10 protein-coding genes are annotated in these 13086 nt (G+C 59.7%); 3 read left to right on the top strand and 7 right to left on the bottom strand.

The genetic code is table 11. The features are described 5' to 3' along the window. Positions 1-57: 57 nt before the first annotated feature. The 4 genes from lepB to EDC38_RS09575 all read right to left on the bottom strand — a co-directional run bounded on the left by lepB (position 58) and on the right by EDC38_RS09575 (position 4524). The gene (gene lepB, locus EDC38_RS09590) at positions 58-552 is read right to left on the bottom strand and encodes a signal peptidase I (RefSeq protein WP_170162885.1); all 495 of its coding nucleotides are present in this window, start codon (positions 550-552) and stop codon (positions 58-60) included. Between the two features lie 128 nt (positions 553-680). Then, complete coding sequence (locus EDC38_RS09585; RefSeq protein WP_123638315.1) at positions 681-1355, bottom strand: hypothetical protein; 675 nt, start codon at positions 1353-1355, stop codon at positions 681-683. Between the two features lie 245 nt (positions 1356-1600). Beyond that, on the bottom strand, positions 1601-3316 hold the full coding sequence (gene olsF / locus EDC38_RS09580) for a bifunctional ornithine lipid synthase OlsF (RefSeq protein WP_123638314.1): 1716 nt from the start codon (positions 3314-3316) through the stop codon (positions 1601-1603). Positions 3317-3393: 77 nt separating this feature from the next. Then, entirely contained in the window at positions 3394-4524 is a 1131-nt protein-coding gene (locus EDC38_RS09575) for a hypothetical protein (RefSeq protein WP_123638313.1), read from the bottom strand. Between the two features lie 201 nt (positions 4525-4725). Here EDC38_RS09575 and serB point away from each other — a divergent pair, with 201 nt between their 5' ends. Beyond that, positions 4726-5949, top strand: coding sequence for a phosphoserine phosphatase SerB (gene serB / locus EDC38_RS09570; protein ID WP_123638312.1), 1224 nt, complete (start codon positions 4726-4728; stop codon positions 5947-5949). An 89-nt stretch (positions 5950-6038) separates the two neighbouring features. Here serB and EDC38_RS09565 read toward each other — a convergent pair whose 3' ends face one another. The 3 genes from EDC38_RS09565 to epmB all read right to left on the bottom strand — a co-directional run bounded on the left by EDC38_RS09565 (position 6039) and on the right by epmB (position 11298). Next, the gene (locus EDC38_RS09565; protein WP_123638311.1) at positions 6039-8135 is read right to left on the bottom strand and encodes an EAL domain-containing response regulator; all 2097 of its coding nucleotides are present in this window, start codon (positions 8133-8135) and stop codon (positions 6039-6041) included. A 227-nt stretch (positions 8136-8362) separates the two neighbouring features. Then, a complete protein-coding gene (locus EDC38_RS09560) occupies positions 8363-10168 on the bottom strand; it encodes a hypothetical protein (RefSeq protein ID WP_123638310.1) in 1806 nt (601 codons plus the stop codon). A gap of 104 nt (positions 10169-10272) precedes the next feature. Then, complete coding sequence (gene epmB, locus EDC38_RS09555; protein ID WP_123638309.1) at positions 10273-11298, bottom strand: EF-P beta-lysylation protein EpmB; 1026 nt, start codon at positions 11296-11298, stop codon at positions 10273-10275. Between the two features lie 35 nt (positions 11299-11333). Here epmB and efp point away from each other — a divergent pair, with 35 nt between their 5' ends. Together efp and epmA are read left to right on the top strand one after the other, a co-directional pair. After that, the gene (gene efp, locus EDC38_RS09550) at positions 11334-11906 is read left to right on the top strand and encodes an elongation factor P (RefSeq protein ID WP_024461289.1); all 573 of its coding nucleotides are present in this window, start codon (positions 11334-11336) and stop codon (positions 11904-11906) included. 66 nt (positions 11907-11972) lie between these two features. After that, complete coding sequence (epmA, locus tag EDC38_RS09545) at positions 11973-12920, top strand: EF-P lysine aminoacylase EpmA (RefSeq protein WP_123638308.1); 948 nt, start codon at positions 11973-11975, stop codon at positions 12918-12920. The last annotated feature ends 166 nt before the right edge of the window (positions 12921-13086 follow it).

Raw genomic sequence — 13086 nt, 5'->3', positions numbered from 1 at the left:
GTGAAGCGAGGTCCAGCGACCGAGGGGAGCGTATTTGATGGCTTGGTTATGCATTTTCTATAAGCTGCCTTCAACTTTATTGAGTATTGAATCTCGATGGATAATACCCAATTGAAAGCGACTGTCATTAGCATTTAAAGTGTTGTCACCTAGAAGAAAGTACTCTCCTTCTTTCGTTCTATATAGGTTGTCAGAATAGTTTTCATTGTTTGTGATAGCTGACGCAGGCCAGTAATATACGCCAGCTTGGACAAGCTCCATCGGTATTTTTATCATTTCATCGTTGATGTGGATCCCCTCTTTTTCAAGCCTTATTGTTTCGTTAGGAAGACCGATAATTCTAAAAACTAACAAATTGAAATCTTGAGGATTTTTCAATGCAACTAAGTCCCAACGCTTAGGATCGTAGCTGAACGAAGAAAGGATGCCTACTTCAATTTTTTGGCCGTCTTTTATCGTTGGCTCCATTGATGATCCGGTTTGAACGAATTCTCGTCCGGATGCAGACGCACTGAACAATGTGACGATCATCAAAAGTAACGTTTTTCTCATTACCATTCCTTTGACTGCATAACGCCCGGCTCACCAGCGCCCAAACCGGAGAGGTTTTTGTGGTAAAGTGTAGCGCAGAGAAACCCACAAAAGCCGCGTAGGTTTGGGCGTCTGCGTGGAGCCGTTTGTTACATGTTTTCTTGGAAGTGAAAGTTGTTTAGTGCGTTTCCGCAGTTAACAATTTGGTTCTTTGCTTCCAACACTAACCTTAAAAGCTCATCAGACCACATTTTTGGATATTTCTCGTCATTATAAGAAAATCCCTTGAACTGAATTCCTGCTCTATTTTCTTCAAAGTCGATAGTAGACGACTGTTCTATTGAGAACCGGTGTTTAGTGACATTAGAAAATGCTCTAACGTACTTAAAACTATAACTATCCAAAAGTTCATTTAATGTAGTTTTAAGATCTGAATCCGGAAGGCATTTTGCAACTCGAGATATTTCGCACTGCTTTTCAGTTAGCTCATCCTCTAAAAGCATTGCTCTAATAAGCTGAGCGAAAATGTCATACATTGATCTTACAGTGAGAATTAATGCTATCGAGTTAGCTTGGTTTGTTAACTTAGCTACTTCATACTCGACCCCGTCCTCAGAATCACTAAACATGACTTTGAATTGTTCTGGATCGGAAGCCTCACCATTTTTATGAAAGTCTTTCATGGCATCCCTTGCCTGCTCCAGGTGGTAGTGAAATATAGCAACACTTCTACCGACGGAATTTATTAGATCAATTTTCGACCTATTTTTGTTGTTAATTCTTCCGAATGATTCCCGGAGTTCTTTTAAGCTCCAAGTGGCCAACTCACTCTCCTTTCATGTAACAATATTATTAGACGGAAAGTTTCCGGGTTTAAACCCGGAAACTTTCCGTCTATCACATTTGGCTACTTTTATAACATGCCCGGAAAGCCCCGTCACTCCGCGCTTAGAACGCATCGCTATAACGAAGCTGGCATAAAATACGAAAATCTTCCGCGTGTGGGAGGTTATACGGAAATGTCGCTAGGCCCACTGGATTCTGAGGGCCTGAAGGGGGCTGTGCGGTATCAATCAGATCCCAAGTACCGCTTGCGCTTATTCGCTTTCATCTTGCTCAAATCCGCGAGGAATAGGCCATCCAGGCACTCCCCAAAATCCGAATCGACGCTGAAGGCGAGCAGGTGGTAGCCGCCCTCCTCGAACAGGGCGGGGTAGTGCTTGAACAGCACTGGTAGGGGATGTCCGGCGGTTTTGAAGCTGGTGTTCAGGTGCTCGTAGGCGGCGTCGCGGTCCATGGGGACGAACAGGCGGTTGAGGGCCATGCGGCTTTGCGGGTCGATCAGGTGCGGGTGGCGGGCGCTGGCGAGGGCGGCGGGCATGGCGTAGTAGCGCTGGTGGTAGGCCACCAGGGCGTCGCGCAGGGGTTTGGGGTAGTCGGCGCTCAGGCTGACCGGTCCGATCAGGTAGCGGATGTTCGGATGGTGACGCAGGTAGGCGCCCAGGCCCTGCCAGAGGTAGTCAAGGCTGGCTTTGCCCCAGTAGTCCGGGTTGACGAAGCTGCGGCCCAGTTCCAACGCCTGTTCCAGGTAGGGCCTTAGCGCCGGCCGCAGATGGAACAGCTCCGCGGTGTAGAGTCCTTCCAGTCCGGCTTTCGCCATCAACTCGCCGGTCACGCCAATGCGATAGGCGCCGGCGATAGCGAGGCGGTTCGGGTCCCAAAGGACGAGGTGTTGATAGCTCTGGTCGTGGCGGTCCAGATCGCGGCGCCGGCCGGTGCCTTCGCCCACTTTGCGAAAGGCAATTTCCCTCAGGCGGCCCAGTTCACGCATGACCGTAGGGTGTTGGTCCCACTGGCAGAGCACAATGGTCTGTCCGTCCCGGGTGTGGCCGAGTTTTTCGGCGCTGGACAGTTCCTGTTGCAGTTGCAGTGGGTGCTCCGGGTGGGCGATGGTCTTTTCGGTGACAAACAGGGTTTTCTTGCCCCGGCCGAGTTTGTACAGGTGTTTTTTGAGGCGTTGAATCAGTGGCTTGTCCGCAAGGTTTTTGGCTTCCAGGGCGTGGGCGGGAATGGGCTCGCCCACCCGGAAGCGGATTTCCGCGGAGCGTTTGTTGAACATCTCATGGGCCAGCAGGGCGGTAGCCAGGGGTTTGAACACGGCGGACGCGCTGTAAAACAGCCAGGAATTTTTTGCCTGAATGTGGACCGGCAACAGGGGCGCGTCGCTCTTGCGGGCGAAGTGCAGAAACCCGGAGCGCCAGGCGCCGTCGCGAATGCCGGTGGGGCGTGCGCGGGAGACTTCTCCTGCGGGAAAGATGATCACCGCCTGGTCCTGCTCCAGGGCCTGGCGAATGCGCTTGTAGCTCTGGCGATAGGCGCCGCCGGTCATATTGTCCAGCGGCAGCAGCAGTTCGCGCAGCGGTTCAAAGGCGCTTAGCAGGTCGTTGGCGACGATTTTGACATCGGGGCGCACCCGGCTGACCAGATGGATCAGGGCCAGTCCGTCCAGCGAGCCGATGGGGTGGTTGGCGATGATCACCACTCGCCCCTGGGCGGGGATATTGTTCTGCTCGCGCTGGGGCACGCTGTAGGTAAAGTTGAAGTAATCGAAGATCCGCTCTATGAAGTCCAGGCCCCGGGCGCCCCGGTGCTCCTCCAGAAACTGGTTGATGGCGCGCTCGTGGACCAGTTTGCGCAGCAGGCCCAGAGTGGGTTTGCGCAACATGGGGGCGCTGCGGGCGAAGCGCGGGAATTTGTGGTTGAGGGATTCTTCGATATTGAGCATGAACGGCTGACCTCGGTGGACTCTTCCGCCGAGGCTAGGGCCGAACTGTGACGCTCCGGTGACGGAGCGATGAAGGATTAATGACCGTCAGGGTCGGCGCCGATCAGCCGCTGTAGCTGCGCCTGCTGCTTGTCGAGCAATTGCCGGTAGGGCGCTTTGACCCCGATCAACACGCCGGTATCGGCGTCCAGCTCGAGGTGCTGGTGCAGCTCGTCGTCAATCAGTTCCGGCGCGATCTCGATGCCGCTGGCGCCGGGCGTTGCGGCGCTCTGCTGATCCTGGAACGCGGCGGTCAGGTCGCGGTGGTGTAGTGGGTGAATGCGCGCGGCGAGTTTCAGTTTCGGGCCCGGGTTCAGATGGGATAGCTCCCCCAGCAACTGGGCGCTACACAGAGCGCGGAACGCGCAGTCGCTGTCGCTTTCGCCGAAGAAATCGATCAGCAGGGTATCGCCCGACAGGGCGACCTGCTTGCCGCTGTACAGCGACAGGATGTTGCGCAGTTGTTGCTCGAACTGGCTCAGTTGCTGGGCGAAGCTTTCCTCGTTCAGTTGCCGACTGAGGGTCTCCATATTCAGCAGTCTCAGTCGCAGACGCAATTGGGCCGGCGGCGGGGTATCGGCCTTGTCGTCATCGTCATCGGCCGATTCGTCCGACGGGACCTGGGAGCTTTGCACATCGGGCGTTGACTGGCCCTGAACGATCACCGGTGGCCGGCGCAGCGCCGGCAGCCAGGGCAGTGCGGCGGCCGCCAGGACCAGCAGGCTCCACAGGAGCAGAAACTGTCGGTCGGCGCCGCTCAGGGCCGGTGGAATCATCGCTACCTGCAGGTGCCCGGCGATGTTGTCGGCCAGGGCGATGGTGGCGGTGTAGCGGCGGAACTGACCGGGCTCGGCCTCGCCGGGAGGGAAGCCGCTCTGTACCAGGAGGTGGTTTTCCACATCGTGGATGGTGGCCCCGATCACCTGCGGGTGGCGGGTCAGCTCCTGAAGGACCACCTGCAGGCTGATCATGTCCTGGCTCAGGGTGGCGTCCACGGCGCGCTGGGCGGTGCTGCGGGCCAGGGTCTGGCCGAAGCTGTCCAGTTGCTGACTCTGGGTGTGCAGGCTCGCCCGGGCGTGTAACCCGGCGGCTAACAGGCCGAGCAGCACAATCAGGGCGGTGCCGGCAATCGGTTGCCAGTGGGACTTGAGTCGAGCGTAGAGGGCCATGCAGATCCTTGAGTGTGGGTGCCCGGGCGGGGCACCCGTTTCAAAGTCGCCTATTTTACGGGCGTTGTTCCTGTGGATGCCAGCGCGTTGGCCCGGGGATTTGATAAAGACCACAGAAACACCAACACATGGCATCTGTCCCCGGGGAACCGGTATAATTGCCGCCCGTTCCATTCCTTATTGCCAATCAAGTGAGTCCGCGTGAAAGACATCGTACTGATCAACGTTTTCGGGGATGACAAACCCGGGGTGACCTCCTCGCTCGCGGCCGAGCTGTCCGGCTTCGGCGCCAGCATTCTGGATATCGGCCAGGCGGTGATTCACGATGATCTGGCGCTCGGCATGCTGGTGGCGCTAGAGCCCGGCCGGGCCACGGCCGAGACGTTGCAGAGCGCCATTCGCACCCGCGCCGACGATCTGGGGGTGCGGGTACGCTTTGAGAATATCGATCACCAACGCTATCAGGAGTGGGTGGAGCAACAGGGCAAGCCGCGGCATATTGTGACCCTGCTGTCCCGTCAGGTAATGGCCGAGCAGATTGCCGAGCTGACGGCGGTGACCGTGCGCCACGGGCTCAATATTGACCACATCAACCGCCTGTCCGGCCGGGTACCCCTGGATGCGCTGGATACTCACAGCAGTGCCTGTGTGGAATTTTCGGTGCGCGGTGCGCCGGCGGACACTCAGGCACTGCGGGCGGATCTGATGGAGTTGTCCACCCGCCTGGAAGTGGATATTGCGTTTCAGAAGGATACTCCCTACCGGCGCAATCGCCGCCTGGTGTGTTTCGACATGGACTCCACCCTGATTGAGGCGGAGGTGATCGATGAGCTCGCCAAAGCCGCCGGCGTGGGTGATGAGGTGATTGCCATTACCGAAGCGGCCATGCGCGGGGAGCTGGACTTTCAGCAGAGTTTCGCCAAGCGCCTGAGCCTGCTCAAAGGGTTGGATGAGTCGGTGCTTGAGGGTATTGCTCGCAACCTGCGCCTGACCGAAGGGGCGGAGAAGTTGATCGCCACGTTGAAAAAGCTGGGTTACAAAACCGCGATTCTCTCGGGAGGCTTTGAGTACTTTGGCCGCTTTCTGCAGCAGCGTCTGGGTGTGGATTATGTCTACGCCAACGAGCTGGAGATTGTCGACGGCAAGGTGACCGGACAGGTATCGGGCACGGTGGTGGATGGCGCGCGCAAGGCGCAGTTACTCAAGCAGTTGGCGGAGCGCGAGGGCATTACCCCCGAGCAGGTAATTGCCGTGGGTGATGGCGCCAATGATCTGCCCATGTTGAACGCCGCCGGATTGGGCATCGCGTTTCGGGCCAAGCCGTTGGTGAAGGCCTCGGCGGAGCATGCGATTTCGACCTTGGGGTTGGATGCGATTTTGTATTTGTTGGGTTTTCGCGATCGGGAGCATGGGGATTTGTCATAGGTCGGTCACGGCGGATGCGCCTTCGGCTTATCCGCCCTACGGCCGAGCGCAGCGGTTTAGATCCGCATCCGCCGTTACCGCTACCCGAATCAACTCTCCATATTGAAATCGTAATCCATCGACTTGCTCGGCTCCTGCAGGTAATAGCCCTGAATGTAATGCACCCCGGCCTGCCACAGGGTCGCCAACACACTGGCGTTTTCCACAAAGGGCACCACCGTGGTCACGTCTTCCTCGTGCAATTTCTTGATCATCTCCACCAGGGTGTCCGGACTTTCATTGTTGTTCTGGATGTCCTGGGTGAACGAGCCGTCCACCTTCACAAAGCCCAGCGGCACGTGTTTGAAGACGTTGTAGGGGTTGAGTGAGCAGCCAAACCCACTGATGCTCAGGCAGCTGTTGAATTTCTCCAAGTGCTTGGCGAACGCCTTGGCCGCGGTCAAGTGATTGGTGATATCCACCTCGCTGGCCTGGAAGACAATGGCATCGGTAGGCAGTTTCGCGGCCTTGAAGGCGACCCGCAGCCAGGGCGGCAGACTGTCATCGCACAGAGACTGGCCGCTCAGGTTGATGATCAGTTTGGTGTGGTTGCCCTTGTTGCGATGCTGGGACAGCATCTTGATCGACTCCAGAATCACCCAGCGATCGATCTTGTGAATCACGTTCATCTTCGCAGCGGCGTCGAGGAACTCCGTGGGGGAAACCTCCTCATCGTCGGCGTTGAGCAGGCGCAGCAACACCTCGTAGTATTCGTCGTCCGAGCCCCGCAGGTTGATGATCGGCTGGAACAGGAGGCGAAACCGGTCGTTGTCCAGAGCGTGCTGCACCTCGGTCATCACATCCCGCTCTTTGCGTTCATCGGCGGTCATTTCCGGCTCGTACAGGCGCGCGGCGTTGCCCTGGTTTTCCGTGCGGACTTTTTCCATCGCACTGACCGCCTGCTCAATCACCGACTCGGCGCTGGAGCTGGTGTCGTTGATCAGGGAGACGCCGATGCTGGCGGTCAACTGAATGGTCTTGCCGTCCACATCGACGATGTGGTCCTCGATGGCCTTGCAGACTTTCTCCGCCCGCATGACCGCGGCGTCGGGTTTGATGTTGGGCGCGAGCATAATAAAGGCGCTGTCACCAAAACGGGCCAGCAGGTCATTCTCCTGGGCATGCTCGCGCAGCAGCGCGGCGATGTCACTCAGCGCCATGTCGGCACCGGCGACACCGAAGGCGGCCTGGACCTGCTCGGCGTAGTGGTCGATATCAATATAGATCAGGCTGGCTTCTGCCGGCTGCTTGCCCGCCTCGCTGGTGAGCATCTTTTCCAGGCGATCCACCAGGTACTGGCGGTTGTACAGTCCGGTGGCCAGGTCCTGCCACTTGATCTGGGCGATCTGCGCTTCCAGCTCCTCGCTGGTCTCGGCGACGCCGGCGCGGGCCAGAAACTGGATGCAAGGCTCTTCATCATAGGTAGCCCGGGAGACTTCCAGGCTGATATGGGTGGCCTCGCCGTTGTGCTTGACCCCTTCGAATTCGACCTTGGTGGTCTCGGCGTCATCGCCCTTGAGGGTGAAGTTTTTCAGGAACTGCTTGAGCTGTTTGTGATCCTTCTCGGCCACCATGTCCATGATCGGCAGGCAGTCGATATCATCGCGATCCTCATAGCCGAACAGCTCGGCGAAGGATTCGTTGGCGTAGAGGTACAGGCCGTCCTGGACGTAGGCGATGGCATCCCGGGAGCTATCGAGCAGGGCCTGGCTGCGGCGCTCGGCCTCGCGGAAACGGCGGTCGGCGATGCGCCGTTGCTGGCGCTGCTCCCGGTTGTCCATTTCGCGCTGGATGACCAGCAGCAGGTGTTGGTCTTCGTCCAGGCGCACCACATCGGCCGCGCCGAGCTTCATCCCCTCGACCACGGCCGCGCTGCTTTCATCGTCGGTTTGCAGAACGACGGCGACATCGCGGTTCAGGCGCCGGATCTGCCGGATGGCGGCCTCGGGAGTGACATTGGTGGTCTTGTCATGACCGATGAGCAGGTCCCAGGTCTGCTCTTGTAGCAGCTTTCCCAGGCGTTCCTCACTGTCGACGTGCTGGGCGCGACTGGAGCGACCGGCGTTGTGGAGCATGCTGGTCAACCGCTCGGCCTCTGAGCGGGAGTCGTTCAAAATCAGCAGGCGGATTGTCTCGTTGGGATCCATAAAAGGTTACTGCACTCTCTTGCAAGCCTGACCCGTGTCTGTGAGGCCGCTCGGTCGATGAATGCTTCCGTGCGTCGGACAGGGGTTGTCATCCCTTTAATCCTGTTCGTTTCGGCTATATTAACTGATTGACAAATACCCTCAATACTAATGTTGATACATCCGCCAACAACCGTTCATTGATGGCGATATTTGTGAATCAGCCTTCTGTTCTCGGGGTGACGACGCTATAAATCGTCGCTTTCACCCGCATCGCTCTGGCCGGGCATCAGCTCACGAAATTCGAATTGGCTTATGGCGCCGGTGGAAAAACGGCGCCGGGTGAGTTGTACGGTGGTCTGGGTTCTATGGTTGTCTTCCTGTTGACCACTGTTGCGCCGGTATAGGCGCACCTTACTGTATTCGTGAAAGGTCACGGCGTTGGTGATCAGGGTGGCCGGCTGGTTAATGGCCTTCAGGGGCGGAATTTCCAGAGCGCGCAGGAATTCCGAGAAACCGCCGGTCTTGTAGATCACCGCCGCGCCGAGTGGCGTCGCCTGTGGGGCGAGTGTCTGAACGCCAATCAGGGTGGACTCCCGGGACTGCTGCACCCAGCGTACCACCCCGATGCTCCATTTAAGTCGGCCCACTTCCTGAAGGCCCAGCAGCTCACCGGCTTTCAACTGTGTGGGTACCTGTTCGCGCCATTCCAGGCAGTAACCGCCCAGACTGACGTCCACGATAGGTACCTGAAAGGTGGGGTGCTCGCCCCGATAGTCCTGCTGCTGGCGCTGACGAATATTGTTCTCAATGTTGAAGGTGGCCAGGTGGTCGCCGGCCAGTTTGCCGCCGCCGGCATCGAACGCGGAGCCCCAGGGGTCCGGCTCGGCGGTGGCGGCGGTAGGCAGGCGCCCACCAAACAGACCGTTTTCCTCCCGGTGTACATGGGTGGCCTGGTTCATGAACAGCTTGAAGGGTTGTCCTCCGGCCATCTGGAAGTGCACGTTGGACAGGCCGATGGTGACATTCATCTGCCCGCCGCTGGCGCGCCGCTCAAAGCTGCGCTGGGCGAGCAGGTGCCAGGAGTGGCTCAGGTGCTCGTTGAGCGAGAGCGTCAGCCCCAGGTTGTCCCGGCCACCGCCCGGGCGAGTGCCGAGTGATGCCCGGGCCTCTTCCAGCGCGGTGACCACCGGTCCGGTATCCAACTCCCGGATGGCCCCGCCGGGGGCTTCGGGCAGACGGGACTTATATAAGGGCGCACTGTCGCTGTCGAGCACCACCGCAAACAGGTTGTCTTCCTGCGCGGGATCGTAGGCCACCATATGCGCCAGTGGGGCCAGTTGCTCCAGGGCGTCGTAGGTGTTGCTGACTTCGGTCTGCCGCAGTTGGTTAGGACGGGCGCTGGCGAGCAGCAGCAGACGCTGGTAGCAGCGCTCGATGGTGTTGGTCTGCTGATGGCCGGGCAGAGGTTCGGTCACCGCTTGGCGGTGGACCTGCCACTGCTCGGCCAATTGGTACAGGGTATGAATTTCCAGCCACAGTCGGCTGGGAACCGGGGTGTACAGTTGGTAGCTGCGCAGTAGCAGCAGACCCAGGCCAGTCATGGCCCGGTGCAGCGCCAGTGCGCGCTGGTTCTGCAAGGCCTCGGCATCCCCTTTGGTGGCTTGCCCGAGCTCGCGCACCGTCACCAGATAGGCGTTGCTCATGTGCTTTTGCAGGGCCTGGGCGACGGTGGCGGTTTTGCGGGCGGTTTCGGGCAGAATCAGGGGTTGATTGAGAAACTGCGGGGTCAGCCCCTGAATGGCCTGTTGCACGGCGGGGCGCAGTGCCTCAAGCATGTCCAGGCGTACCTGGGGGGTGGTTTTGAGCCGGCCGATTTCAGGCAGTGCTTTATACAGCAGGCTGCTCACGAAGCTGATGCGGGTCATGGGCAAGGCGCGCACCCAGTCGGCGACTTTGGCGGCCTTGGGGGCACAAAACGACAGTGTGTCCAGGTCCTGGGGCGGGACTTTGAAACGGTTCAGCAGCTCGTTCGGCGGCATGTCGGCGGTCATTCACTATCCTGTCTGAGGCGGCCGCCGCGGCACTGGGGGGCGGCGGTCCGGCTTGAGTTGTCCTGACTATAGCAGATCGCTCCGTCGGTAGCAGATCGGGCAGTTCAGGCTATGGGGGTCTTGTTCGGCTCCCCGGCGATTTCCCGCACCAGCCGGGGTACCAGGTAGCCGGGCAGTCGGGCGCGCAGGTGGTCCATCAGAGCACGTGCTTCAGCCTCCGGAACGTCAAAGTGGTGGGCACCGGCGACCGGATCGAGCAGGTGCAGGTAATAGGGCAGGACGCCCCGGTCGAACAGCCCTTCGCTCAACGCGGCCAGCGTGGACGCCTGATCATTGATGCCGCGCAGCAGCACCGCCTGGTTGAGTAGGGTGATGCCCGCCCGGCGCAGCCGGCCCAGTGCGGCCCCCACGCTGTCGTCAAGCTCCCGGGGGTGGTTGCTGTGAATCACCAGCGTGGTCTGCAGGCCATGGCCGGTGAGCCAGTCCAGACAGTCATCGTCAATCCGGTTGGGCAGCACGATTGGCAGGCGGGAGTGGACCCGCAGGCGTTTGACGTGGGGGATGGCCGCCACCCGCTCGGTCAGCCAAGCCAGTTGCCGGTCCGGGGCGTTGAGGGGGTCGCCGCCGCTGTAGATTACTTCGGTGATGCTCGGGTCGGCGGCAATGTAATCCAGCGCCTCCTGCCAGCGGGCCCGGCCGGGGTTGTTGTCGGCGTAGGGGAAGTGGCGACGAAAGCAGTAGCGGCAGTTGATCGCGCAGCCGCCGGAGACGATCAGCAGCACCCGCCCGTGGTATTTGTGAATCAGCCCGGGATGGGGGTTGGCGTCGGCTTCGCCCAGCGGGTCCTGGCTGTAGCCCGGGGCCGCTTGAAGCTCCTCGCCCAGAGGCAGCACCTGGCGCAGCAGTGGGTCGTCCGGGTCACCTTTGCGCATTCGCTCGACAAAAGCGCGGGGCACCCGCAAGGCGAAATCCTGGCTGGCGGCGAGGGCCGCCGGCAACTGGGCCGGGTCCAGCTCCAGCAGGGTGATCAACTCCTTAGGCGAGCGAATCAGGTCTGCGAGCTCGTTTTGCCAGCGGGGGGTACTTTTGCCGGCAGGGGCCTGCCAAGTGGCAGCGGTTCGATGTATCATGTGCGCCTTTTAATCCAGAGAAGCGAGAGGGCGTAATGGCCACCTATTCTATCAACGATTTCCGCGTCGGTCTGAAAGTCATGCTCGATGGCGATCCCTGTAACATTGTCGAGAACGAGCTGGTCAAGCCGGGCAAGGGTCAGGCCTTTAACCGGGTCAAGCTGCGCAACCTGAAAACCGGGCGCGTGTGGGAGCGTACCTTCCGTGGCAGCGAGAACCTCGAAGGCGCTGATGTGACTGACCTGGATATGGAATACCTGTACAACGACGGTGAGTTCTGGCACTTCATGGAGCCGACCACCTTTGAGCAACACCAGGCGGACAAGAGCGCCGTGGGCGATTCGGCCAAGTGGCTCAAAGAGCAGGACAAGTGCGTGATTACCCTGTTCAACGGCGCGCCGCTGGCGGTGACCCCGCCCAACCACGTGGAGCTGGAAGTGACCGAAACCGATCCGGGCCTGAAGGGCGACACCGCCCAGGGCGGCACCAAGCCGGCCACCCTGAGCACCGGCGCCGTGGTGAAGGTACCGCTGTTCATGAACGTGGGCGATGTGGTCCGTGTGGACACCCGCACCGGCGAATACCTGGGGCGTGCGTCCAAAGACTGATGCCCGCCTTCACCACCCGACATCGGTCGGGTGGTGCTTTCCTTTCTCCTCCCTGATGTTCCGCCCATGACTGATTGGCAACCTTCCGCCTCACTGGAGCTTGTGCATCTGCGTGCGAGTGTGTACCAGCGTATCCGGCAATTTTTTGCCGAGCGCGAGGTGCTGGAAATTGAAGCGCCGGTGATGGGCGCCGCGGCGGTGACCGACCCGTTTATCGGCTCGGTCACCGCTCAGTGCGCGGGCCGTACCTATTATCTGCAGACCTCACCGGAATTTGCCATGAAGCGCCTGCTGGCGGCGGGTGCGGGGCCGATCTACGCCCTGGGCAAAGTGTTTCGCAACGGTGAGCGGGGGCGCAAACACAACCCGGAGTTCACTCTGCTTGAGTGGTATCGCACCGGGTGGGATGACCGGGCGCTGATGGGGGAAGTTCAGGCACTCATCGAGTTACTGATGCCAGGCCTGGAAGTGACTTACCTGAGCTATCGCCAGTGGTTTGAGCGGCACCTGCAGATCGATCCGCACACTGCCTCGGTGGCGGAGCTGGCGGCGCTGGCAAAAGCGCGGATCAATATCGAGGCGGAGGACGAGGATCGGGACTTCTGGCTCGACCTGCTGGTGACCCATGAGCTGGAGGCCTCCCTCGGTGACGGCCTGACCTTTGTGTACGACTATCCCGCCAGTCAGGCCGCCCTGGCCCGCCTGGCGACCGACGAGCAAGGGCAGACCGTGGCCCGGCGTTTTGAAGCGTTTATCGGCGGGATGGAGTTGGCCAATGGGTATTGGGAGCTGACCGATGCCGACGAGTTGCGCGGTCGCTTCCTCGCCGACCAGCAAAAGCGCCGTGCCCTGGATTTACCGGTCTACCCCTCGGACGACAAACTGCTCGCCGCCATGGCTGCCGGCCTGCCGGACAGCGCCGGTGTGGCTCTGGGGGTGGATCGGTTGCTGATGTGCTTGAGCGGCGCGTCCCATATTGCCGACGTCCTGGCCTTCGACGTCGATCGTCTGTAACGCAGGGGGCTGTCATCATAGCGTCATACTATGACGACATTAGCTTGTGAACCGGCCGGCACCTGATACGCTTAATAGTAGGTGCCGGTAGTTCCCTGTGGGCTGCACGTTGAGACAAACAAAAGCGCGTGCAGACGGGACGACACCCTCACAACGACAATTCAGT

The sequence above is a fragment of the Marinimicrobium koreense genome (assembly GCF_003762925.1).
Lineage (GTDB): Bacteria > Pseudomonadota > Gammaproteobacteria > Pseudomonadales > Cellvibrionaceae > Marinimicrobium > Marinimicrobium koreense.
This window is presented reverse-complemented; position numbering and strand designations above follow the sequence as displayed.